Raw genomic sequence first — 23,722 nt, 5'->3', positions numbered from 1 at the left:
ATAGCATTGTTACTAATCTACTACAGCCCCAAAAAATAACGTAAAATAGCATTAAAAAAGACTAATAAAATCATTGAAACTAGAGCTGATATGGATAGATATTTTAGTACTCTATCTATTATGTTGAAAATTTGCATACTACCTCCTAAAAAATTCCACCATTTCTGAAAATGGTGGAATGATGATTATTTTGCTTGATTGATTTTTTGGATCGTATCTTTAGCCCAATCATATTTATTATAAAAGTTCTCGTATAATTTTTGAGAAGCATTTATCATTGAATTTCTTAATTCATCAGAGGGAATTACAATTTCATTGCCACTTTTAGCTAAGAAATCTTTTACTTCTTGTTCTGTTTTTATTGCAAGTTCCCATTCTTTTTCTTGATATAATTTAGCCGCATCAAGAAAAATTGCCTGATCTTCTTTGGACATTTTATTCCACGTTTTTAAGCTAATCTGTAATAATCCAGGTGAAAAAATATGATTTGTTTGAATAATATACTTTTGCACTTCATATAATCCAGAATCTCTAATTAGCATATAAGGATTTTCCTGCCCATCAATGACCTTTTGTTCTAAGGCTGTGAAAACTTCACTTAATGGCATACTTTGTGGATTCATTCCCATTGCATTAGCCCAGCTTACAAATAAAGAATTTAGCGGTACACGAAGCCTTAAGCCTTTAAAATCACTAAATTTTTGCACATTCTTATTTGATGAAATCACCCGAAAGCCATTCATACCATAAGCAAGCAGTTTAATACCATAATTTTGCATTTTATCGCCAATTTCTTGGGCGATTGGCGATGTGGTGAGTACTTTTTTTGCTTCTAAATTATCTTTGAAAAGATAGGGCCATTCCCATATACCAAAAATAGGATCTACATTTTGAAGTAATAATCCAGTAATACCCATTTCGATAGTTCCATTGCGTAAACCATTTACAATTTGATCTTCACCACCTAATTGATTATTAGGATAGATTCTTATTTCATATCGATGATTTGTTTTTTCTTCGATTGTTTTCTTAAAATAATCTTTAAGAATGATATTTGATGGGTGAGTGTCTGAATTGTAATGACCTAATTTAATAATTGTTTTCGCCCAAGCTGAGCTACCCATTAATACAGCGGGAATTAATAATAATTTTACTAGTTTGTTTAGTTTCATATTTAAATCCTCTTTATATAGTGGTTAAAGTACAGCATTAATTTTCAGGTAGTTATCAGGTTCATCTGACAATTTCTGAATATATTCAGGAATTTCATCAAATGAAATGACTTTAGTAACAATATCCTTTGCATTAAATTTTCCAGTGGATAATAGAGATAGTGCCTCTTCAAATTCCCCCTTACTTGTTCTAGAACCATAAATATCAAGTTCTTTAAAGGTAATGATATTTGTTGGCAGCGGTGTTTCTTTTTTTGGCCAACCCGTTAAAGCAATTCGCCCTGCAAAGGACGCAAATTTGAGCGTATTTTGTATTGATTCATTTGCTCCTGATGCTTCAATAACAACTTGAGAGAGATTATTATTGGTAATCTTTTGAATCTTTTCTAATGGATTTTCTTTTAACGAATTTATCGTATATTCAACACCAATAGATTTCGCATAATCTAATCGTTTATCTAATATATCAATAAGAATTGGCATTGCACCATAGAGCTTGCTCGCTAGTGCTGCCATTAACCCTATTGCTCCTGCTCCAATAATTGTTACAAATTCTTTTTCCTTAACGTTTGTACGATGAATTGCGTGTAAAGCGATTGTTAGTGGTTCAGCGAGAGGAAGCAACGTTAAGGGGACGTTATCAGGAACTTTCGTGATTAAGTGAGCTGGGTGAGAAATAATTTCTTGCATACCGCCATCAATATGGACACCAATAACATTTAATGTAGAGCAACAATTTGTTCTACCAATTGAGCAAGGATAACATTTACCACAATAGACGTAAGGATCAACAATAACACGATCACCTATTTTTATATTTTCTGGTATTCCTTTACCTATCTCTAAAATCCGACCTACTATTTCGTGTCCTAAAATTCTAGGGTAACTTACAAGAGGGTTTGTTCCTCTATAAGCCCCAATATCTGAGCCACATATACCAACAGATTCCACTTTGATCAGAACCTGATCATCTGATTTTAGTGGTGGCTGAACCTGTTGTATTGACACTTGGTATGGCTTTTTTAATCGTACGGCTTTGATTGAGTTTTCCATTTTTCATTCCTTAATTTTAGTTTATTAGAAAAATTATTCGACAGTAAATTGTTCAAATGATAGTCTTACTATAAATGAAAAAATTAATTATTGGTATGCCAAATATTAAAGTTTGTGATCAAGATCTAACTTTTTTATAATTTTGGTATTCCAAAATAAAGAGGATATAGTATTATGATTAACAGAACTTATAGCAAAATTGGTGAATTACTAAAGCAAGAGATCTCTCAAGGGGTTTATAAGATAGGCGATAAACTCCCTACGGAACGAGAGATTTCAGAAAGGTTGGGTATGAGCCGAACAATTGTTCGAGAAGCAATTGTGATGTTAGAAGTGGAAAAACTTGTAGAAGTGAAAAAAGGATCGGGGGTTTATGTCATTAATACCCCCAACAATATTGCGGGAGATTCGCAATTTCTTCTTCCTGATGTTGGTCCATTTGAACTATTACAAGCAAGACAACTCGTTGAGAGTAGTATAGCTGGATTGGCAGCTCAACAAGCAACGAAAAGAGATATTCAACGATTGAAAGAAATCTTGGTGAATGAAAAAGAAATGTTAGCAACGAATTCTGATGATTATAGTGCTGACAGAGAATTTCATTTAGCGATTGCTGAAATTACGCAAAATGATGTTTTGATCAAATTTCAAGAACAACTGTGGGAATATCGATTTAATAGTGCGATGTGGGCTCAACTACATACACGCATTCTAGCGAAAAATTACCATCATTTGTGGCTTGAAGATCATCGTGAAATTTTTATTGCGATACAAAAGAAAAATAGCTCTCTAGCTCGTGAAGTGATGTGGCGGCATTTAGAAAATGTAAAGCAAAAGTTGTTTGAACTTTCAGATATTGAAGATCCTAATTTTGATGGTTTTTTATTCAACAGTATGTCAGAAAACATATAAGTTTAATCAATCAAAATTGAAGGAGTAAAAAATGGAACAAACTTGGCGTTGGTATGGGCCTAATGACCCAGTATCTTTGGCGGATATTCGACAAGCAGGGGCAACGGGGATTGTTACTGCATTGCATCATATTCCTAATGGACAAATTTGGTCGATAGAGGAAATTGAAAAGCGTAAACAGCAAATTGAGCAAGCGGGGCTGGTTTGGTTGGTGGTGGAAAGCGTGCCAGTGCACGAAGAAATCAAAACGCAAACAGGCAATTATCAGCAATGGATTGATAATTATAAGCAAACCTTAAAAAACTTGGCTCAATGTGGCATTGATACCGTTTGTTATAATTTTATGCCCGTTTTAGATTGGACAAGAACCGATTTGGCATACCAATTACCTGATGGTTCAAAAGCGTTACGTTTTGATCACATCGCTTTTGCCGCCTTTGAACTGCATATTTTGAAGCGTCCGAATGCGGAGCAAACTTATACGGAAGAAGAACGCCAAGCGGTCAAAGCCTATTTTGAAAAAATGTCGGCTCAAGATATTGAACAGCTCACCCGTAACATCATTGCGGGTTTACCAGGGGCGGAAGAAGGCTATACGCTCGATGAATTTCAGGCACAGTTAGATCGTTATCAACATATCTCGCCAGAAAAATTCCGTACACATTTGGCTTATTTCCTACATCAAGTTGTACCTGTTGCCCAAGAAGTGGGCATCAAATTAGCCATTCACCCCGATGATCCACCACGCCCGATCTTGGGATTGCCTCGCATTGTTTCGACCATTGAGGATATGCAATGGTTCGTCGAAACAGAGCCTTTGCCTGCCAATGGTTTCACGATGTGTACGGGATCTTATGGCGTTCGCTCGGATAATGATTTGGTTAAAATGACAGAACAGTTCGCCGATCGCATTTATTTTGCACATTTGCGTTCCACTTGTCGCGAAGAAAATCCACTAAGTTTCCACGAAGCCGCTCATTTGGAGGGGGATGTGGATATGTTTAACGTGGTGAAAGCCTTGCTCACCGAGGAGCATCGCCGTTTAGCTCAAGGAAATACTCGCTTGATCCCAATGCGTCCCGATCACGGTCATCAAATGCTTGATGATTTACATAAAAAAACCAACCCTGGCTATTCCGCAATCGGGCGTTTAAAAGGACTGGCTGAATTTAGGGGATTAGAAATGGCATTGAAACGCGTCTATTTTCAACAATCATAACCTCTCCAAAAGAAGCCTTAAATAACAAAAGAGCGGTGCATTTTCGCACCGTTTTTTGCATTCCCAAGTAAAAACAGGCTGAAAAAGCACCGCACTTTGAAATCATTCTAGAAAAGTTCTTCAATAAGAAAATACTTTAACTAGCGACTTTTTGATGTTTTTCTAAGGATTTGTGTTGGATGCTTACATTTTTCCCTTTAGCTCGGAAGTACTCGCCAAGTTGTTGTGCAATGTAAACGGAGCGGTGTTTTCCACCCGTGCAACCGATGGCAATGGTTAGGTAACTACGGTTGTTTTGTTCTAACATAGGCAACCAAGTTTCAATATAGTTGCGGGTGAGGTAGATAAAGTGGTTTACTTCGTTATGTTTATTTAGAAAATCAATCACGGGTTGTTCTAATCCTGTCATTGGACGAAGTTCTATGTTCCAATGGGGATTGGGAAGAAAACGCACATCAAAAACATAATCAGCATCAAGGGGAATTCCATATTTAAAACCGAAAGATTCGATGATGATTTTGAGATCTTTTTGTTTGTGTCCACGCAAAAATTTGCGTAGATATTCCGCTAATTCGTGGTTTGATAGGTGAGTGGTATCAATAATCAAATCGGATTGTTGAATTAATGGCTCAAGATAATGATGTTCTGCATCAATTGCGGCTTCAAGGGAAAGGTCATCAATGGAAAGCGGGTGTAATCGGCGAGAATCGCTATAACGTTTAATTAGAGCACTCCGTTCTGATTCTAAAAAAATAACTTTAACTTGATGAAGTTGTCGTAAAAATTCAATATTTTGTTCTAGTTCTTGGCTTTGTTTTGGCACATTGCGAATATCAATGCTAATAGCAACGGAAGATTGTTGAGTAGAAAGCATTTCTATTAATTGAGGGAGCAGAGTGATTGGAAGGTTATCAACGCAGTAATAACCGATATCTTCTAAAGCACGTAGGGCGACAGATTTTCCTGTGCCTGAGCGACCGCTAATAATGATGATTTCCATATTTCTTTTTCCTCTCTTTTTTTAGTTTATATCTCCATTGCTCATATTATTTTCGGTTTCTTCATTATTAAGGCGGTCAGCGTATTCAAAAATTTGCCAAATTTCCTCCGCACTTTGTGCTGCCCTAAGTTGTTTACATAGAGATTTATCTAATAATTTTTCAGCTAATTGCGGTAGAATAGTTTGAGCAAACTCACCACATATTGTTGAGGGAACAAGCAACGCGAAAATAAGATCAACATCACGATGATCTTGAGATTCATAATCTATCGGGGTGTTTAATTGTAAAAAGACTGCAATGGGTTTATCCCCTTTAGGCAAACGCCCTTTGGGCATCGCTACGCCATTGCCCAATCCTGAATTGCCGAGTTTTTCACGGCTGAATAAGCACTCAAAGCCACTGTGTTCGGGATCTTTATCGTCAATTTGCGAAGAAACGAGGTGGCTTATCATTTCAAAGGCTCGCTTCTTACTGGAACAAACCACACCTTGGCGGATATTTTCTGGGGTGAGTAATGTTGTAAATTTAACCATAATTTATAATTTAAATTCTTCACCAAGATAAACGCGTTTAACTTGTTCGTTATTCATCACGTCGTTTGGTGTGCCTGTGGCAATCATTTTTCCTGCACTCACGATATAGGCTCGTTCGCACACATCAAGGGTTTCTCGGACATTGTGATCGGTAATTAATACGCCTAAACCGCGATCACGCAAATCCATAATAATTTTCTTAATATCAATCACGGAAATGGGATCGACCCCCGCGAAAGGCTCATCAAGTAGAATAAATTTTGGGTTTGCCGCTAAGGCACGGGCGATTTCTACACGGCGGCGTTCGCCCCCAGAGAGGGATTGTCCGAGATTGTCGCGAATATGCCCGATACTAAATTCTTCGATTAATTCTTCTGCTCGTTCTCGGCGTTGTTGGCTGTTGAGATCTTTGCGAATTTCTAATACAGCCATTAAATTTTCATAGACGCTTAAACGGCGGAAAATGGAGGCTTCTTGTGGCAAATAGCCTAAGCCTTTTTTTGCACGATCGTGCATTGGTAATAGGCTAATATCTTCATTATCAATTTGAATTTTACCTTCATCTTGTTGTACTAAGCCGACAACCATATAGAATGTGGTGGTTTTTCCTGCTCCGTTTGGTCCCAGAAGCCCCACAATTTCATTAGAATGAACTTGCAAGCTCACATCAGATACCACTTTTCGGCTTTTATAACTTTTTGCTAAATGTTCCGCATAAAGGGTTGACATAGTAATGAATCCTATTTTTTTTGATTTTTTGTGCGTTCAGGGATTAGGACAGTTTTAATTCTTGATTTATTAGAACCTATTGCTTTTAGTTGTTGTTTTTTTACATCATAAGTGATGTATTGGCCTGTGATTTTACTATCTAGTTGTCTGAGTTCTGCATTTCCTGTTAAAGTTAAAAATTCTGTTCCTAAGTCATAATGTACTTTATCGCCTTTGCCATCTACAGGTTTACCATCATCTAATATTTGATGAAAGGTAACTGGTGAGCCGTAGGCATCAACAGTTTCCTTCTTCTGACTATTTTTATCAGGACGGGTGATAACCACTTTGTTGGCTTTGATAACAATCGACCCTTGTGTAATCACCACATTATCTGTGAAGGTCACAGTGTGATTTCCCATATCCAAAGATTGGTTGTTTGATTCTACATTGATAGGTTGATTAGTATCGTCTTTTAATGCTAATGCTGGGAGAGAAAGGCTCAGCATTGTACAACATAAAAGAAAATTATTTGTTAATTTCATAATAGGTTTTTACCTGTTCTTGTAAAGTGGCAATTTGTTGTTGGAGGTTTCCCCTGAGTTTTAATCCGCTCGATGTAAAATTTAAGCCAGAAATGGTGGTCATTGTATCAGAAGTAATATCTTGCGTCTTTAAATTCACTTCGGCACGCTCAGTATTTATTCGCTGTAAGCGTGAATCCGCTTGTAAACTTTGTGCCAGCACATCGCCGTCTAAATACAACAAATTATTTTTGCTTAAGGTGGCATTGTTAGCACTGAGCTTCCAATTTTGATGTTCTAACTCAGGTTGGGAACTTTGCACATCAAACAAATACACAAGGGGACGCTCAAATTGTGTATGCCCATCATTATTGTAATATTCTACTTTATCGGCAAAGGCAACATATTGACGCTCCCCCGTTGGCGAATACACTGCCGTTTGCATTTTATAGCCCGTGTATTCAGGCTTATCGTCCGATTTAATCAAATCCGCTAATTGTGTCGCATCGGGTTCTTGGAGGCGATAAAACCAGCCCAATAAGCCAATTGCCACTAGTGACAAAATGAGAGTCCAACGAATATTCATAAAAGAGAATCACTCATCGATTAGGATAAATTGGCGGCATAATAGCACAATTTTGTTAAAAGCAAGAACAAATGATAGTGAGCTGTCCGCTGAAAAGGCAAAAGTGCGGTCAAATTTTACCGCACTTTATTGGCGGGAAAGGGGCGAAAATCAGAATACATCGCACGCTTTTTCCGCAAAACCTCCTATTAGTGGTAGCAAAAATTTTTGTCAAGAAATGCAAACAGGCTTTGACATTCTTTATTCATCGCATATCATTGACGCCCATTAATGATAAATTACATCGCAGGTGTTATGACACGTCCTTTTATTGAAATAAACAATCTCACCTTCAAACGTGGTGAGCGAACGATTTATGAAAAGCTGAATTTGCGTGTTGAGCAAGGAAAAATCACAGCGATAATGGGGCCATCGGGCATTGGTAAAACCACATTGCTACGCCTAATTGGTGGACAGCTTACGCCTGAAAGTGGCGAAATTTTAATTGATGGCAAAAATATCGTTGAAATGTCCCGTGCCGCTCTTTATGAAACCCGTCAGCGAATGGGAATGCTTTTTCAGTCGGGGGCATTATTTACCGATATGTCCACTTTCGATAATGTGGCATTCCCGTTACGCGAGCATACCCAGCTTCCTGAGTCATTAATCCGTGAAATTGTGTTAATGAAATTAGAAGCGGTGGGCTTGCGTGGTGCGGCGGAGTTAATGCCTTCTGAGCTTTCAGGGGGAATGGCAAGGCGTGCGGCACTTGCACGAACCATCGCCCTTGATCCCGAATTAATTATGTATGATGAGCCTTTTGCGGGGCAAGATCCGATCAGTATGGGCGTGATCATCAGCTTGATTAAACGGCTCAATGAAGCCTTGCAACTCACCTCCATCGTGGTTTCGCACGACGTGCAAGAAGTGTTGAGTATCGGCGATTATGCCTACATTATCGCCGATAAACGCGTGATCGCTGAAGGCACACCTGCCGATTTGCTGGCAAGCCAAGATCCGCAAGTGCAGCAGTTTATTCGAGGGGAAGCTGATGGGCCAGTGCGTTTTCATTATCCCGCCCCTGATTATGTTCAGGAGTTATTTTATGATCAGTACAATGATTTCCGCCTTAGGACGTAGTGCGATTAACTTTTGCAAGGCAATCGGGCGTTCCGGCTTTATGTTATGGGGAGCATTAATCGGGCGACCACAATTCCGCAAACATTTTCCCTTGCTGGTTAAACAGCTTTATGTGTTGGGCGTGCAATCCCTATTAATCGTAATGCTTTCAGGCTTATTTATCGGAATGGTACTGGGCTTGCAAGGCTATGTAGTGCTGGTGGATTTTTCGGCAGAAACCAGCCTCGGACAGCTCGTCGCCCTGTCATTATTGCGTGAGCTTGGGCCTGTGGTAACGGCATTATTATTTGCGGGCAGAGCAGGCTCAGCCTTAACCGCTGAAATTGGGCTGATGAAAGCCACCGAACAGCTCTCTAGCCTTGAAATGATGGCGATTGATCCGCTACGCCGCGTGATTTCTCCACGTTTTTGGGCGGGGGTGATTGCGATGCCGATTTTATCTATCATTTTCATCGCCATTGGAATTTGGGGCGGCTCGCTGGTTGGCGTGGATTGGAAAGGCGTGGACGCGGGCAGTTTTTGGTCGGTAATGCAAAGTGCGGTAACTTGGAAAGCCGATATTTTAAACGGCTTAATTAAAAGCCTTTGTTTCGCCATTGCGGTGGTGTGGATCGCCTTATTCAACGGCTACGACTGTATCCCGACTTCCGAAGGCATCAGCAAAGCCACCACCAAAACCGTAGTGAATGCTTCCTTATTGGTTTTAGGTTTAGATTTCATTCTAACGGCAATAATGTTCGGTGGGAGTTAATCTTTCAGTATCGAACTAACAAGATTTTCAATGTATGATTACGCACAAAAGTGCGGTATAAAATTAAAGGTGTTTTTTATGCGACAAACAGCAAAATATGAATTTTGGGTAGGACTTTTTCTCTTATTAGCCATCGCGGCATTTGCGTTTTTAGGGCTAAAAGTGGCGAATGTGCAAGGCTTTAGCCAAGCGAAATCTTATCAAATCACTGCAACTTTTGATAATATTGGCGGACTAAAGGTTCGTGCCCCGTTAAAAGTGGGCGGTGTGGTGATTGGGCGAGTAACCGACATCGAGCTTGACCCGAAAACCTATGTGCCTGTGGTGAAAATTGCGATCAATCAAGAATATGATGAAATTCCTGATAATAGCTCGATCTCAATCAAAACCGCAGGTTTGCTAGGGGAGCAGTATCTGGCACTCAATATGGGCTTTGATGACGGCGAAACCACCAAAATGCTCAAAGAGGGCAGCAAAGTGGTGGATACCAAATCAGCAATGGTATTGGAGGATTTAGTCGGACAATTCCTTTATGGCGATAAAAATAAATCCGACGCGACTCTAGCGGAAGCACCGCAAACCGCACAGTAATTCATTTTCGTTTAACAGGAGAAACCAATGTTAAAACAAACCGTAAAGCAACTCATGGCAAAAACCTTGCTTATTTTGACCGCACTTTTCTCATTGCAAGCAATGGCGGAAGACAGCCCTTATGTGTTAATGCAACAAACTTCAGATAAATTGTTCGCGGATATTTCAGCGAACCAAAGCAAAATCAAACAAGATCCGAACTTTTTAAGAACCTTAGTACGCCAAGATTTAATGCCTTATGTACACGTTAATTATGCGGGTTCATTGGTGTTAGGGCAGTATTTTAAAGCCACCACGCCAGAGCAACGCGAGAAATTTTTTGCTGCCTTTGGGCAGTTTATTGAGCAGTCTTACGCACAGGCTTTGACGCTCTATAAAAATCAAAAAGTGCAAATTGAAGAGCCAAAAGATATTTCTGGTAATCTCGTAAGCATTAAAGTGAATGTACTACAAAGTGCAAATGCTGATCCGATTAATTTAACGTTTTTTTGGCGTAAAAACAGTATAACGAAAAAATGGCAAGTGTATGATATGGCAGCAAGTGGCGTGAGTATGGTAAATACCAAAAAACAAGAATGGAGTGGCATTTTGCGTAAAGATGGCATTGAAGCCCTCACTCAACAAGTACAAAAAGCTGCCAACGCACCCGTTACTTTGAGTAAATAAGCAATGCAACAGAAAACAAGTTTAACTTGGGGGCTGGAGCAGAATGATGATAAGATAATACTCCGCTTAGGCGGGGTATTAACAAGGGATACTTTGTTACCATTATGGGAGCAACGTTCTTCTTTTTTATCGAAAATCGCTCTTGGCTCGCAACCGATTATTTGGGAACTTCAGACTTTAACGCGTATTGATAGTGCGGGTTTTGCCTTATTTTGTGATTATTTGTATCAAATGCAAAAGCAAGGGCAACCTCAGCAGTTGGTGAATGTGCCTAAGCAACTCTTGACATTGGCTGATCTTTTCGGCTTATCCCATTGGCTTAAGCCTTTTTTATTGTAGTGGAAACATTGAATGGAAACGCAAGAAATCGAACGAATTTTAAAACAAGCGTTAAACCTCGAACAGGTTTATGTGCAGGGCGAAAACGCCCATTTTGGCGTGATTGTCATTGATGATAACATCGCTGCTTTATCCCGTTTAAAACAACAACAAACTATTTATGCTCCCTTGATGAGCTATTTTTCATCAGGGGAAATTCACGCTTTAACCATTAAAACTTTCACTCAAGAAAAATGGCAGCGTGAACGTTTATTTAACCCGATTAGTCAGTAGGGAAGCAAAATGCAAAAATTCCGTGTTTATGGACAATCTCACCTTAGCGGTGAAGTGAATATTTCAGGGGCAAAAAATGCCGCATTGCCGATTTTATTTGCCGCTATTCTTGCTGAAGAGCCTGTTACCTTAACTAACGTGCCAGAGCTGAAAGACATTGAAACCACGCTAAAAATTTTGCGTCAGCTTGGAATGCAAGTCGAACAAAAAGCGGGTGGCATTGTGCATCTTGATGGCTCAAAAATCGATCATTTTGTGGCACCCTATGAATTAGTGAAAACAATGCGTGCTTCGATTTGGGCATTAGCCCCGCTGGTGGCACGCTTTCACCAAGGACAAGTGTCATTGCCAGGGGGCTGTGCGATAGGGGCTCGCCCTGTGGATTTACACATTAGCGGTTTAGAACGCTTGGGGGCAGAAATTGTCCTCGAAGACGGCTATGTAAAAGCCCATACCAATGGGCGTTTAGCAGGAACGCGTATCGTAATGGAAAAAGTCAGCGTGGGTGCAACCTTGTCTATTATGACTGCCGCGACCTTAGCACAAGGCACAACCATTATTGAAAATGCTGCCAGAGAACCTGAAATTGTCGATACTGCGGTTTTCCTCAACAAAATGGGGGCAAAAATCAGCGGAGCAGGCACGGATACCATAACCATTGAAGGCGTGGAACGCCTCACTGGCTGCGAACACGCCATTGTTGCTGACCGCATCGAAACGGGGACATTTCTTGTGGCAGGAGCAATTTCGGGCGGGCGTATTGTGTGTAAAAATACCAAAGCCGACACCCTTGATGCTGTGATCGACAAATTACGCGAAGCAGGAGCGGAAATTGAGGTTACCGAAAACACCATTACCCTTGATATGAAAGGTAAACGCCCGAAAGCGGTGAATATTCGTACAATGCCACATCCAGGCTTCCCAACGGATATGCAGGCACAATTTACCCTGTTAAATATGGTTGCGGAAGGTACAAGCAAAATCACGGAAAGTATTTTTGAAAACCGCTTTATGCATATTCCCGAACTTGTAAGAATGGGAGGAAAAGCGGAAATTGAAGGCAACACTGCCATTTGTTATGGCGTTGAACAGCTTTCAGGTGCGGAAGTTATGGCGACGGATTTACGTGCTTCTGTTAGCTTAGTATTAGCTGGGTGTATTGCTAAAGGTGAAACGATCGTTGATCGCATTTATCATATTGATAGAGGATACGAACATATTGAAGATAAATTACGCAATTTAGGTGTTCGTATTGAGCGATTCTCTCATAATGATTCACTTTAGACTTTTATATGTAAACTGAATTGGGCTTTCTATGCAGAGAGCTTGCAGATTGTTTATTAACCTAGCTGAATTCACGCATAAATTCTTGAGCTTTTTCCACCATTTCTTTTGAGCCGATAAACAGCGGTGAGCGTTGGTGAAGCTCGATTGGTTGCAAGTCTAAAATGCGGTTTTTACCATCGGTAGCCAACCCGCCGGCTTGTTCCGCTAAGAACGCCATTGGATTACCTTCATAAAGTAAACGAAGTTTGCCTTTTGGATAGTTTGTAGCACTTGGATAAATGTAAATTCCCCCTTTCAACAAGTTACGATGAAAATCGGAAACTAATGAACCAATATAACGTGATGTATAAGGGCGTTGAGTAGCTTTGTCTTCCTCTTGGCAGTATTTAATGTATTTTTTCACCCCCATTGGGAATTTGAGATATTGCCCTTCATTGATCGAATAAATTTTTCCTGTTGTTGGCATTTGAATATTTTCGTGTGAAAGGCAGAATACCCCTAAGGACGGATCGTAAGTAAAGCCGTTTACGCCATTTCCTGTGGTGTAAACTAACATTGTTGATGATCCATAAACAATGTAGCCTGCTGCCACTTGGCGATGTCTCGGCTGGAGAAAATCTTCTAATGTAACTGGTTTGCCAATGGGAGAAATGCGGCGGTAAATAGAAAAGATTGTCCCCACAGCCACATTCACATCAATATTTGATGAGCCGTCTAAAGGATCGGTTAAAATTACATATTTCGCATTACGTCCGCGTTCCGTATCGAAAGCGACAAAATTTTCCTCTTCTTCTGAGGCAAAGCCTGCCACTTCTTCTCGTGCAATGAGAGCTTGCTTCATTGTGTTGTGAGCAAATAAATCTAGCTTCATTTGCACTTCGCCTTGTACATTTTCCACGCCAGAGTTACCAATAATGTTATTGGTTAGCCCAGCTTTGTTAATATCACGGTGGATCACTTTCGCCACTAAGCGAATAGAAGAAAGAATGCCTGAAAGTTCGCCTTTAGCATTGGGATACTCCGCTTGCTTTTCAACAATCAATTGCCCTAATGTTTTCATATTTCCGCCCTATTTTTGATGAATAGCTTGTACAGTTTGAAAGAGTTGATTTATTATAGCTAACCTTTTGCTAGGGAAAATAACCTTGCATTGAGTTTGTGATCTTAGCCACATTTTATTTTTCGTTTTTTCATTAAGAGATAAAAAATGACACAAAAACATATTCATATTTTGGGAATTTGCGGAACCTTTATGGGCGGCGTTGCTATTATTGCCAAACAAATGGGTTATAAAATAACAGGTTCAGATGTTAATGTTTATCCGCCAATGAGTACCTTTTTACAAGAAAACGAGATTGAAATCATTCCTAATTATGATGTTGAACAACTCCACCCCACCCCTGATTTAGTGCTAATTGGCAATGCAATGAAACGCGGTAATCCTTGCGTGGAATATGTGCTTGAGCATAATTTGCCTTATACTTCGGGACCACAATGGTTGCACGATAATTTATTGCGTGAGCGTTGGGTGTTGGCGGTTTCTGGTACGCACGGGAAAACCACTACAACAGGTATGCTCGCTTGGATTTTAGAAAAAAATGGGCTAAACCCAGGCTTTTTAATTGGTGGTATTGCGGGGAACTTTGGCACATCGGCCCGCTTAGGGGACAGCCCGTTTTTTGTGATTGAAGCTGATGAATATGACACCGCCTTTTTTGATAAACGTTCAAAATTCATTCATTACAACCCCAAAACACTGATCATCAACAATATTGGCTTTGATCACGCGGATATTTTTGACGATCTTAAAGCGATCCAACGCCAATTCCACCATATGATCCGCACCATTCCCACCAGTGGTCGCATTCTTTCTTTTGCAGGCGAACAAAGCGTGAAAGAAACCTTAGAAATGGGATGTTGGTCGGAACAACAATTTTTAGGCGAAAATCAAGAATGGCACGCGGAGCGGATTACCAATGATTGCACCGAATTTGCGGTGTATCATTTTGGTGAAAAAGTGGCACAAGTGAAATGGAACATCGTTGGACAACACAATATGCACAACGGCTTAATGGCGATTGCTGCAGCCTATCACGCAGGCGTGTCGATTGAAAATGCTTGTGCCGCTTTAGGCAGTTTCATTAATGCAAAACGCCGTTTGGAGTTAAAAGGCGAAGTCAATGGCATCAGCGTCTATGACGATTTTGCCCATCACCCTGCAGAAATTCTCGCAACTTTAACCGCACTTCGAGATAAAGTGGGCGGTGGCGTGCGTATTCTCGCAGTATTAGAACCCCGTTCTAACACAATGAAAATGGGCGTACATAAAGATGAGCTTGCCCCAGCTTTAGTCAGAGCAGATCACGTCTTTTTATTGCAACCTGACAGTATTCCGTGGGATGTGGTAGATATCGCTAACCAATGCGTACAGCCAGCCAATTGGTCTGGCAATCTGGATAAATTAGTCGATATGATTGTCGCCGAAGCAAAACCAAGTGATCATATTCTTGTTATGTCAAATGGAAGTTTTGGTGGCATTCATCAAAAACTGCTGGAAAAATTAGCATTAAAAAATAATTCCTATTAATGGAAAATAAAGCGTGCTATTTACAAACTATGCTGTTAGTATAATTTCCGCTTATTTAAGCAAAAGAGATAACAATCAATAATCTGTGGCATATTTAAAGTTTTTATTTTTTATCATCATAATATTATTGCGTTATCTAAGATTAGATTTAACTTAGGATTTACAATGTCTAAAAATAATGGAACCGTTAAATGGTTCAACGAAACAAAAGGGTTTGGTTTTTTACAGTCTGAAGGTGGAGAAGAAGTTTTCGTTCATTTTTCAGCGATTCAATCAAAAGGATTCCGCACGCTGAAAGAAGGTCAAGCCGTTGAGTTTGATATTATTGATGATAAACGTGGTAAAAAAGCAGAAAACGTCATCATTCTCGCTTAATTTTTCCCTCTAAAAGAGCCACCGCAAAGTAAAAAGTGCGGTGGTTTTTTTATGCGTTTTTTGTATAGTCGTTTGATTTCAAAATAATACAACGTCAGTTAGCCTTGCCTTATTTTGAACTTAAATAACGATATTTTGACCTGAAAAATACGGCGAAAAATAGCCAAAACGCTTGCTAATAAGCCTGAAAGTGCGGTGGTATTTGACAAAGGTTTTTACTGAATAAATATTTTTTACAGGAACGCAAAATTCCAGCAGGCGATAAAAAGGCAATAAAAAACCGCTAATCATTAGCGGTTTCTTGAAATCTGGTTGCGGGGGCTGGATTTGAACCAACGACCTTCGGGTTATGAGCCCGACGAGCTACCAAGCTGCTCCACCCCGCGTCTATGGAGGTGTACTATACCCGATTTTATTTTTAATGCAAGGGGGATTGGGGAAAAAGGTGATTGATTGGTATAAAAATGGGCAATATGCTGATTTTCAAGCCAAAACGCTGAAAAATCTGACCGCACTTTGTTTCGCTTGCAAATTTGGTAGACACATTTTTGATAATAGCAAATCGTCCTGCTTAAAAACGCTATCTCTTTCGCGGATTTTTTGCTATTTTAACGCGTTTCCATTGTGGAATGACTGATTAAGGAACTTTATCTCTATGTCGATGTTGATGACAAAAAAAACTATTAAAAAACACGCCGCACTTTTTTTTCTGCTCGGCTTAGCAGGCTTGCTTTCTGCCTGTTCAAGTAGCCAATTGAGCAAAATACCAAGTAACAATAATAATTTGGCAGATCCCGAAATTTTTGGGGCGAAATATGCAGGGCGTAGCTATCAGCAGCAATTATTAATGCCCGTTTCAGCGGTTGAAAACCAAAGTGCGGTAATAAATCAAGGGGATTTTTTAACCCAACTTTCCAATGTTCGTCTTTATTCTGTAAGTTTAAGTAATAAATTTGTCGAGAGTTATGACAAGGTGACAAATTGGGTGCTAGCAGGGGCAAATGTGAATGAACTCGCGAACTTTGGTATTCGCCCGATGATAATGAAAGGACAAGATGGCTATCAGAACGTGTTGATGACAGGCTATTATTCACCAGTTATCCACGCACGCCGTACGCCGCAAGGCAAATATAATCAGCCCATTTATGCAATGCCAAGACCTTCACAAAAACGCGTGAGCCGAGCACAAATTTATGCTGGGGCATTGAAAGGCAAAGGGCTTGAGCTAGCTTACAGCGATTCAATGATCGACAATTTCTTGCTTGGCGTACAAGGCAGTGGCTATGTGGATTTTGGTAATGGCGATTTGAACTATTTCGCTTACGCGGGGCAAAACGGCTTAGATTATGTTGCCGTGGGTCGCTTATTGGTGGAAGATGGCGAAATTCCTAAAGAAAAAATGTCAATTCAAGCGATCAAAGATTGGGCAAAAGCCAACCCTTCCCGCTTACAAGCTTTGCTCGAACGCAACCCTTCTTATGTCTATTTCAAAAATGATCCAACGGGCAAAGTGAAAGGCTCGGCAGGCGTGCCACTTGTTCCAATGGCTTCCATCGCCTCCGATCGCTCATTGATTCCATCTGGCTCGATTGTACTCGTAGAAGTGCCACAAATCGATAAGAATGGCAACTGGACGGGAGAACATAAACTTCATTTAATGATAGCCCTTGATGTGGGCGGCGCGATAAAAGGTCATCATTTTGATTTATACCGTGGAATTGGTGATGAAGCGGGGCATATTGCTGGCTTATCAAAACATTATGGACGAGTTTGGTTGTTAAAATAATGACAGCGCGTATTGATAATTATGAACAGCGCTTTGGAGGCATTGCGCGTCTATATTCTGCTGAGGGATTAGCAAGGCTACACCAAGCACATATTTGCGTGATTGGCATTGGGGGCGTGGGATCTTGGGCGGTGGAAGCCCTTGCTCGTTCTGGCATTGGTGAGATCACAATGATTGATATGGACGACATTTGCGTAACCAACATCAATCGCCAAATCCACGCCATTTCTGGCAATGTCGGAAAGTTGAAAACGGAAGTGATGGCAGAGCGTGTCGCCTTGATCAATCCCGAATGCAAGGTGCATATTATTGATGACTTTCTTTCCAGCGAAAATTTGGCGGATTATCTCAGCCGTGGCTATGATTATGTGATTGATGCTATTGACAGCGTCAAAACTAAAGCGGCACTGATCGCCTATTGTAAACGCAACAAGATAAAGGTTATCACCGTGGGCGGGGCGGGCGGTCAAACCGATCCAAGTCAAATTCAAATTGCTGATTTGAGCCGCACCATTCAAGATCCCCTCGCCGCAAAAGTGCGGTCAATTTTACGCAAGGATTTTCATTTTAGCCAAAATCCAAAGCGAAAATTTGGGGTGGATTGCGTGTTTTCAACGCAACCGCTGATTTTTCCTCAAATGAGCGAAAATTGTCAGGTATCTGCTACGATGAATTGTGCCAATGGTTTTGGTGCGGCGACAATGATCACCGCAACCTTTGGCTTCTTCGCCGTTTCCCGTGTAATCGAAAAATTATTAATGACAACAGCCTAGCCTTCTTATTTTTTAATAAAAAAAAAGATAGCAATTTTTTGCAAAACGATCTAAGCTAAGCTGACAATTTCTGAGAATCATTCTTAAAAATGGGAGCGTTTATGACAACCTTAAATCGTTTATTTAAGCACAGTGCTGTCGCGGCAGCGGTGTTTTCTTTTTCTACTTTGGCAAGTGCGAGCGTGGTTAGCTCCATAAAACCCCTTGGTTTTATTGCCTCCTCCATTGCGGATGGGGTTACGGACACGCAAGTGCTTGTGCCAGCGGGGGCTTCGCCACACGACTATAATCTGAAACCTTCCGATGTGCAAAAATTGAAGTCGGCGGATTTAGTACTATGGGTCGGTGAAGACGCGGACGCGTTTCTTGCCTCATCATTGCAAAAAAATGTGGACGCAAGCAAAGTGGTTACGATCGCGAAATTGGCAGGCATCACACCTGATATGCTAGCCAAAGGTGAACATCACCACCACGATCACGACCATCACCACCACGATGGTGAAGATCACGACCACGATCACGAGCATCATCACGATCACGGAAAATCAGAGGCTCACGAGCATCAGCACAATCATGGAACAGATGACGCTCACGATGAATTAGAAACCAACTGGCACGTTTGGTATTCACCACGCATTAGCCAAGTGGTGGCTGAAGCGGTGGCAGATAAGCTCACTCAGCAATTCCCTGCGAAAAAAGCGTTGATTGAAAAAAACTTAGCCGAATTTAACCGCACTTTGAACGCACAAAATGAGAAAATCAAGCAACAGCTCGCCTCAGTGCAGAAAAAAGGCTTCTATGTATTCCACGATGCCTATACCTATTTCAACGAGGCTTATGGATTAAACCAAGTGGGTGCGTTTACCATTAATCCATTGGTTGCCCTAGGTGCGAAAAAATTGGCACATATCAAAGAAGAAATTGAAGAGCATAAAGTCGGTTGCTTATTTGCCGAACCCCAATTCACCCCGAAAGTGATCGAAACCTTGCATAAATCCACTGGCGTGAAAGTAGGTCGTTTAGACCCAATGGGCGATGCCGTTGCCTTAGGAAAAGATTCTTACGCCAACTTTCTACAATATACCGCGGACAGTTATTATAACTGCTTGAAATAATAGTGTTTTGTGTTTAGAGCGAGCATTAACTGTTCGCTCTTTCTTTTGCCTAAAAATCGAATTAAAATCGACCGCACTTTACGGCTCTGTTATAATCCCGCCATTCTTTTTGATGAAGCACAAGAGATGCCAATGAAAAAATTATTTGCCACCACTTCCCGTGGCTTTGAAGAATTATTAAAAACAGAACTTACTGAATTGGGTGCGAAAGAATGCCAAATCTCCCAAGGTGGAGTGCATTTTTTAGCCGATGATGAAACTTTGTATCGCAGTTTGCTTTGGTCAAGGCTCAGTTCACGAATTTTATTGCCATTAGTGCAAAGCAAAATTTATAGCGATTTGGATTTATATGCCACTGTAGTGGGGCAAAATTGGCTGGATATTTTTGATGAGCGTTGTCAATTTGTGGTGGATTTTAACGGCAAAAACTGTGAAATTCGTCATACTCAATTTGGGGCAATGCGAGTGAAAGATGGCATTGTGGATTATTTTGAGCGTCAAGGCAAAGCCCGCCCGAGCGTGGATAAAGACAATCCCGATATTCGCATTCACGCCTATTTAAATCGTGAAGATTTCATTCTTTCTTTAGATTTGAGCGGCGAAGCCTTGCATTTGCGTGGCTATCGTGAAGACACAGGTTCTGCCCCTTTGCGTGAAACTTTAGCGGCGGCGATTGTATTGCGTTCAGGCTGGCAACAAGGCACGCCGTTAGTTGATCCTATGTGTGGTTCAGGCACATTGTTGATTGAAGCGGCACAAATGGAAACGAGAATCGCACCACAGCTACACCGCTTACATTGGGGATTTGATTTCTGGAAAGGACATAATCCGCAGGCTTGGGACAAAGTGAAAGAGGAAGCTATCGCCCTCGCAAAACAAGGTTCAGCACAACTTCAAGCCCATTTTTATGGTTTTGATTTAGATCACCGCGTATTACAAAAAGCCAAACGCAATGCACAAAATGCAGGTGTTGCCCATTTAATCCAATGGAAACAAGGCGATGTGGCAGCGTTGAAAAATCCAGCCAGCGAGAAAGGCACACTGATTTGTAACCCGCCTTATGGTGAACGTTTAGGCACAACACCCGCATTAATCGCCCTTTATTCTGTGTTGGGGCAACGTTTAAAACACCAATTCGGTGGTTGGAATGCGTCTATTTTCAGTGGTGAACCTGCGTTGTTAGACTGCCTGCGATTGCGTTCGCACCGCCAATTTAAAGCGAAAAATGGGCCGTTAGATTGCGTACAAAAAAATTATCAGATCGCCGAAAACAAGCACGCACAAATTGAAAGTGCGGTGCAAAATGAACCGCACTTTTCCGCAGAAAGCCCACAAGTAGCACAGGATTTTGCTAATCGCTTGCAAAAATAGCAAGAAAATCGAAAAATGGGCGAAACAGCAGGGAATTAATGCTTATCGCCTTTATGACGCGGATTTACCCGAATATAACGTGGCGGTAGATCGTTATTTAGATCATATTGTGGTGCAAGAATATGCTGCACCAAAAAATATTGATGAAAACAAAGCCCGTCAGCGTTTACTTGATGCCGTAACCGCTACCCTTGCTGTAACAGGCGTAGAAACCAATAAGTTAGTGCTAAAAGTTCGCCAAAAGCAAAAAGGCACAAATCAGTATGAAAAATTGGCCAATAAGGGCGATTATTTTTATGTGGAAGAATACGGAGCGAAGCTGTGGGTGAATTTAACGGATTATCTGGACACGGGGCTATTTTTGGATCACCGTTTGACGCGAAAAATGGTGGGCGAAATGGCGAAGGGTAAAGACTTTCTTAATCTTTTCGCTTATACGGGATCGGCAACCGTTCACGCTGCTTTGGGAGGAGCAAAATCCACCACTACGGTGGATATGTCTAACACTTATCTCAACTGGGCAGAACAAAATTTAATTTTAAATGACATCGAAGGCAAACAGCACAAATTAATCCAAAGCGATTGCTTACAATGGCTAGAAAAATGTGATCGCCAATTTGATTTAATCTTTGTTGATCCACCTACTTTTTCTAATTCAAAACGAATGGAAAACAGCTGGGATGTGCAACGCGATCATATTCAATTATTCAGCCAATTAAAATGATCTGCACCCCAAAAGTTGGACTAAACAACCAACTGATTAAGGTGCAGATTTTTTATGACTAAATATACTCAACGTTTCAAACAACAAGTGCTCGACTTTTATCATCAAAATGGAAAAAACCGTTCGCTTACTCGCCAGTATTTTCAGCTTCCCCAAAGAACGTTAGCACGTTGGATTGCGAAATTTAATCATAATGGAATCAATGGATTAGCTGTATTAAGTAAAAAACGATATTATTCTGTTGAGTTTAAATTAAAGGTTATTCAAGCTATCAAAAAAGGCCAGTGCTCCGCTGAAGCCGCCTGCTTTCGCTTTGATATCCCCAGTTCAGGGATAATTAGTCAATGGTTGCAACGCTTTGAAAAACAAGGTATAGATGGGTTATTACTCAAACCTAAAGGTCGTCCAAGTATGAAACTCAACTCACCTAAAATGCCACCAACGCCCAAAACAGAAGAAGAACGCTTGCGTTACCGAATTTTGGAATTAGAAGCGGAGAATGCAATGCTAAAAAAGTTGCAGGAACTCAACCAACAAAAAATGCAGAAAAAGCCGTCATCGTAAATGCCTTACGCTCGCGTTTCCCGTTGGAATTGTTACTCAGGCTAATCGGATTGGCACGCAGTTCGTTCTTTTATCATCTCAAGCCAAAGTCGGATAAAAATGTAGCGATTTCACAGAAAATAGAGGAAATTTATCGCAAAAATGACGAAAATTATGGTTATCGTCGAATTACCTTGGAATTAAGGAAATACTTGATTATCAACCACAAAAGGGGGCAAGCGATAATGCAACGTTTGGGGTTAAAAGGAAAAAGTAAGCAGAAAAAATATCGTTCTTACCAAGGCAAAGTGGGACACATTGCCGATAATCTGTTGCAACGGGATTTTACGGCAACGATGCCGAATGAGAAGTGGGTAACGGATATCACCGAGTTCAAATGTGCGGAAGGCAAAGTGTATTTATCGCCGATTAAAGACTTGTTTAATAACGAAATTATTGCTTATGATGTGGCGAGAAGTCCGAATTTTGAGCAGATAACCAGAATGTTGACCTAGGCGGTGAACCGATTAGCGGGGGAAAAACCGATACTGCATTCCGACCAAGGGTGGCAGTATCAAATGATGGGTTATCGAGAGATATTGAAAAAACACGGTATTACGCAAAGTATGTCGAGAAAAGGCAATTGCCTTGATAATGGTGCGATGGAAAGCTTTTTCGGGCGATTGAAGACGGAATGTTACTTTGGCAAGCGGTTTGAAACCTTTGAACAGCTTGAAAAAGTGATTCACGAGTACATTCATTACTACAACAATGAGCGTATTCAAGTGAAGCTCAAAGGACTAAGCTCTGTGGAATACAGAACTCAGTCCTTGAATGAAATTAGAATATAGTCTAACTTTTTGGGGGCAGATCAAACTACCGCACTTTAATTTTTCGGTAAGGGACTGATAAAGATAAAAAAACCTTTTCTTACGAAAAGGTTTTTTGTTTTTTATTCGTTTAAATATTCCACACGGCAAACAATGTTAAAACGGAAAATAACGTGGCTAAGCCGTAGAAAATCACGCCAGCAGCGGGAATATGGACTTTAAAATCGTGCAAACCTAAATGGACACGATGAATACCACACCAAGCGGGGAAGATCAGCAAAGCGAGAATAGCGAGCTTGCCAATCCAAGTGCCAGCAAAGGCGATGATGTTATCAGGCGAAATCAACCCAAAGGGGAGCAAAAAACCTAAAATTAGCACAAGAACAGGGAAGAACACGGCACTGATCGCACCACCTGCACCGAATAAGAGCCATACGGCAGGCTCATTTGAACGTTTTGGATTTTGTTTATTCATATGCTTATTTCCTTACTAAAATTAAGGCAAGAATACTCACTACGGCGGTAATTGCCCAAAATACGCGAGAAAGTAATTTCGCATCTAGGCGTTCATTTTTCACAATAATATTCACCATTTGCGGTGCCATATTAAAGAACGTATAGCTATTTAATAGTACTGCCCCAAGGGTGATGATATTTAAAATCACTACCAGTGGATTTTGTAAAAAATGCACGAAATTGGTGGCAAATGCACCGTTGCCTAAACAAATTAAGCCATAAAAAAGTTCTAAGCAAAACCAAAGGGTTGGAACGGCAGTGCTTTCACGCAATACATAGAATTTGTAAAAATCTAACTTTTTCCACCAAGTTGGTTTAACTTCACGCACATATTTTTTGCGTTTGCTTGTGGTTACTGTTGTCATTTT

General features: G+C 40.6%; 25 protein-coding genes, 1 tRNA gene and 2 pseudogenes. 17 read left to right on the top strand and 11 right to left on the bottom strand.

Going from position 1 to position 23,722, the window contains the following annotated elements:
* Nucleotides 1-185 precede the first annotated feature (185 nt).
* The gene (locus tag DXZ23_RS07435; protein WP_017806065.1) at nucleotides 186-1,172 is read right to left on the bottom strand and encodes a TRAP transporter substrate-binding protein; all 987 of its coding nucleotides are present in this window, start codon (nucleotides 1,170-1,172) and stop codon (nucleotides 186-188) included.
* A 24-nt stretch (nucleotides 1,173-1,196) separates the two neighbouring features.
* Nucleotides 1,197-2,225, bottom strand: a complete 1,029-nt coding sequence (locus DXZ23_RS07430; protein WP_017806066.1) for a zinc-binding alcohol dehydrogenase family protein — start codon at nucleotides 2,223-2,225, stop codon at nucleotides 1,197-1,199.
* 174 nt (nucleotides 2,226-2,399) lie between these two features.
* Here DXZ23_RS07430 and DXZ23_RS07425 point away from each other — a divergent pair, with 174 nt between their 5' ends.
* Together DXZ23_RS07425 and uxuA are read left to right on the top strand one after the other, a co-directional pair.
* Nucleotides 2,400-3,137, top strand: a complete 738-nt coding sequence (locus tag DXZ23_RS07425) for an FCD domain-containing protein (protein ID WP_017806067.1) — start codon at nucleotides 2,400-2,402, stop codon at nucleotides 3,135-3,137.
* A 31-nt stretch (nucleotides 3,138-3,168) separates the two neighbouring features.
* The gene (gene uxuA / locus DXZ23_RS07420) at nucleotides 3,169-4,356 is read left to right on the top strand and encodes a mannonate dehydratase (protein ID WP_017806068.1); all 1,188 of its coding nucleotides are present in this window, start codon (nucleotides 3,169-3,171) and stop codon (nucleotides 4,354-4,356) included.
* 136 nt (nucleotides 4,357-4,492) lie between these two features.
* Here uxuA and rapZ read toward each other — a convergent pair whose 3' ends face one another.
* Genes rapZ through lptC form a run of 5 tightly spaced genes read right to left on the bottom strand, consistent with a single transcriptional unit; the run spans nucleotide 4,493 to nucleotide 7,708 of the window.
* Nucleotides 4,493-5,356, bottom strand: coding sequence for an RNase adapter RapZ (gene rapZ, locus DXZ23_RS07415; protein ID WP_017806069.1), 864 nt, complete (start codon nucleotides 5,354-5,356; stop codon nucleotides 4,493-4,495).
* Nucleotides 5,357-5,377: 21 nt separating this feature from the next.
* Complete coding sequence (gene ptsN / locus DXZ23_RS07410; RefSeq protein ID WP_017806070.1) at nucleotides 5,378-5,890, bottom strand: PTS IIA-like nitrogen regulatory protein PtsN; 513 nt, start codon at nucleotides 5,888-5,890, stop codon at nucleotides 5,378-5,380.
* A gap of 3 nt (nucleotides 5,891-5,893) precedes the next feature.
* Entirely contained in the window at nucleotides 5,894-6,619 is a 726-nt protein-coding gene (lptB, locus tag DXZ23_RS07405; protein WP_017806071.1) for an LPS export ABC transporter ATP-binding protein, read from the bottom strand.
* An 11-nt stretch (nucleotides 6,620-6,630) separates the two neighbouring features.
* Complete coding sequence (gene lptA, locus DXZ23_RS07400; protein ID WP_017806072.1) at nucleotides 6,631-7,143, bottom strand: lipopolysaccharide transport periplasmic protein LptA; 513 nt, start codon at nucleotides 7,141-7,143, stop codon at nucleotides 6,631-6,633.
* Nucleotides 7,127-7,708 (bottom strand): LPS export ABC transporter periplasmic protein LptC, encoded by a 582-nt coding sequence (lptC, locus tag DXZ23_RS07395; RefSeq protein ID WP_017806073.1) that lies wholly within the window; start codon nucleotides 7,706-7,708, stop codon nucleotides 7,127-7,129. Before lptC ends, lptA begins: the two co-directional genes overlap by 17 nt.
* 52 nt (nucleotides 7,709-7,760) lie before the next feature.
* Here lptC and DXZ23_RS07390 point away from each other — a divergent pair, with 52 nt between their 5' ends.
* The 8 genes from DXZ23_RS07390 to murA all read left to right on the top strand — a co-directional run bounded on the left by DXZ23_RS07390 (nucleotide 7,761) and on the right by murA (nucleotide 12,731).
* A complete protein-coding gene (locus DXZ23_RS07390) occupies nucleotides 7,761-7,979 on the top strand; it encodes a hypothetical protein (protein WP_017806074.1) in 219 nt (72 codons plus the stop codon).
* 23 nt (nucleotides 7,980-8,002) lie between these two features.
* Nucleotides 8,003-8,827: a phospholipid ABC transporter ATP-binding protein MlaF gene (mlaF, locus tag DXZ23_RS07385; protein WP_017806075.1), complete on the top strand. Its 825-nt coding sequence runs from the start codon at nucleotides 8,003-8,005 to the stop codon at nucleotides 8,825-8,827.
* Nucleotides 8,793-9,578 (top strand): lipid asymmetry maintenance ABC transporter permease subunit MlaE, encoded by a 786-nt coding sequence (gene mlaE / locus DXZ23_RS07380; protein WP_017806076.1) that lies wholly within the window; start codon nucleotides 8,793-8,795, stop codon nucleotides 9,576-9,578. The genes mlaF and mlaE overlap by 35 nt, the downstream gene beginning before the upstream one ends.
* Before the next feature lie 78 nt (nucleotides 9,579-9,656).
* Nucleotides 9,657-10,169: an outer membrane lipid asymmetry maintenance protein MlaD gene (gene mlaD / locus DXZ23_RS07375; protein WP_017806077.1), complete on the top strand. Its 513-nt coding sequence runs from the start codon at nucleotides 9,657-9,659 to the stop codon at nucleotides 10,167-10,169.
* 27 nt (nucleotides 10,170-10,196) lie between these two features.
* Nucleotides 10,197-10,835 carry a phospholipid-binding protein MlaC gene (mlaC, locus tag DXZ23_RS07370; RefSeq protein WP_017806078.1) on the top strand — a complete coding sequence of 213 codons (639 nt, stop codon included), beginning with the start codon at nucleotides 10,197-10,199 and terminating at the stop codon, nucleotides 10,833-10,835.
* A gap of 3 nt (nucleotides 10,836-10,838) precedes the next feature.
* On the top strand, nucleotides 10,839-11,174 hold the full coding sequence (locus DXZ23_RS07365; RefSeq protein WP_017806079.1) for an STAS domain-containing protein: 336 nt from the start codon (nucleotides 10,839-10,841) through the stop codon (nucleotides 11,172-11,174).
* A 12-nt stretch (nucleotides 11,175-11,186) separates the two neighbouring features.
* Nucleotides 11,187-11,447 (top strand): BolA family protein, encoded by a 261-nt coding sequence (locus DXZ23_RS07360; protein ID WP_017806080.1) that lies wholly within the window; start codon nucleotides 11,187-11,189, stop codon nucleotides 11,445-11,447.
* A gap of 9 nt (nucleotides 11,448-11,456) precedes the next feature.
* Nucleotides 11,457-12,731, top strand: coding sequence for a UDP-N-acetylglucosamine 1-carboxyvinyltransferase (gene murA / locus DXZ23_RS07355; protein WP_017806081.1), 1,275 nt, complete (start codon nucleotides 11,457-11,459; stop codon nucleotides 12,729-12,731).
* Between the two features lie 61 nt (nucleotides 12,732-12,792).
* Here the strand turns inward: murA and fbp are convergent, their stop codons facing one another.
* Nucleotides 12,793-13,794 carry a class 1 fructose-bisphosphatase gene (gene fbp, locus DXZ23_RS07350; protein ID WP_017806082.1) on the bottom strand — a complete coding sequence of 334 codons (1,002 nt, stop codon included), beginning with the start codon at nucleotides 13,792-13,794 and terminating at the stop codon, nucleotides 12,793-12,795.
* A gap of 147 nt (nucleotides 13,795-13,941) precedes the next feature.
* Between fbp and mpl the strand changes: the two genes are divergently transcribed.
* Both mpl and DXZ23_RS07340 read left to right on the top strand, forming a co-directional pair.
* Nucleotides 13,942-15,321 carry a UDP-N-acetylmuramate:L-alanyl-gamma-D-glutamyl-meso-diaminopimelate ligase gene (gene mpl, locus DXZ23_RS07345; protein WP_017806083.1) on the top strand — a complete coding sequence of 460 codons (1,380 nt, stop codon included), beginning with the start codon at nucleotides 13,942-13,944 and terminating at the stop codon, nucleotides 15,319-15,321.
* Between the two features lie 165 nt (nucleotides 15,322-15,486).
* Nucleotides 15,487-15,696 carry a cold-shock protein gene (locus DXZ23_RS07340; protein ID WP_017806084.1) on the top strand — a complete coding sequence of 70 codons (210 nt, stop codon included), beginning with the start codon at nucleotides 15,487-15,489 and terminating at the stop codon, nucleotides 15,694-15,696.
* Nucleotides 15,697-16,005: 309 nt separating this feature from the next.
* Here DXZ23_RS07340 and DXZ23_RS07335 read toward each other — a convergent pair.
* Nucleotides 16,006-16,082 (bottom strand) — tRNA-Met (locus DXZ23_RS07335).
* 275 nt (nucleotides 16,083-16,357) lie between these two features.
* On the opposite strand from DXZ23_RS07335, the gene mltA reads away from it, so the two are divergent.
* The 5 genes and pseudogenes from mltA to DXZ23_RS07305 all read left to right on the top strand — a co-directional run bounded on the left by mltA (nucleotide 16,358) and on the right by DXZ23_RS07305 (nucleotide 22,859).
* On the top strand, nucleotides 16,358-17,482 hold the full coding sequence (mltA, locus tag DXZ23_RS07325; RefSeq protein ID WP_026138517.1) for a murein transglycosylase A: 1,125 nt from the start codon (nucleotides 16,358-16,360) through the stop codon (nucleotides 17,480-17,482).
* The gene (tcdA, locus tag DXZ23_RS07320) at nucleotides 17,482-18,255 is read left to right on the top strand and encodes a tRNA cyclic N6-threonylcarbamoyladenosine(37) synthase TcdA (RefSeq protein WP_017806088.1); all 774 of its coding nucleotides are present in this window, start codon (nucleotides 17,482-17,484) and stop codon (nucleotides 18,253-18,255) included. Before mltA ends, tcdA begins: the two co-directional genes overlap by 1 nt.
* A 101-nt stretch (nucleotides 18,256-18,356) precedes the next feature.
* A complete protein-coding gene (gene znuA / locus DXZ23_RS07315) occupies nucleotides 18,357-19,370 on the top strand; it encodes a zinc ABC transporter substrate-binding protein ZnuA (RefSeq protein ID WP_017806089.1) in 1,014 nt (337 codons plus the stop codon).
* A gap of 132 nt (nucleotides 19,371-19,502) precedes the next feature.
* Nucleotides 19,503-21,462 (top strand): annotated as a pseudogene (rlmKL, locus tag DXZ23_RS07310) (bifunctional 23S rRNA (guanine(2069)-N(7))-methyltransferase RlmK/23S rRNA (guanine(2445)-N(2))-methyltransferase RlmL); the annotation flags it as partial.
* A gap of 57 nt (nucleotides 21,463-21,519) precedes the next feature.
* A pseudogene (locus DXZ23_RS07305) lies at nucleotides 21,520-22,859 on the top strand (IS3 family transposase).
* A 109-nt stretch (nucleotides 22,860-22,968) separates the two neighbouring features.
* Here the strand turns inward: DXZ23_RS07305 and frdD are convergent.
* On the bottom strand, nucleotides 22,969-23,313 hold the full coding sequence (gene frdD, locus DXZ23_RS07300; RefSeq protein WP_017806092.1) for a fumarate reductase subunit FrdD: 345 nt from the start codon (nucleotides 23,311-23,313) through the stop codon (nucleotides 22,969-22,971).
* 4 nt (nucleotides 23,314-23,317) lie between these two features.
* Nucleotides 23,318-23,719: a fumarate reductase subunit FrdC gene (gene frdC, locus DXZ23_RS07295; protein ID WP_017806093.1), complete on the bottom strand. Its 402-nt coding sequence runs from the start codon at nucleotides 23,717-23,719 to the stop codon at nucleotides 23,318-23,320.
* Nucleotides 23,720-23,722 lie beyond the last annotated feature (3 nt).

Origin of the sequence: Avibacterium paragallinarum (assembly GCF_900450705.1) — a bacterium.
Taxonomy (GTDB): domain Bacteria; phylum Pseudomonadota; class Gammaproteobacteria; order Enterobacterales; family Pasteurellaceae; genus Avibacterium; species Avibacterium paragallinarum.
Note: the sequence above shows the minus strand (reverse complement) of the source record. Positions and strands in the feature narration are given on the sequence as shown.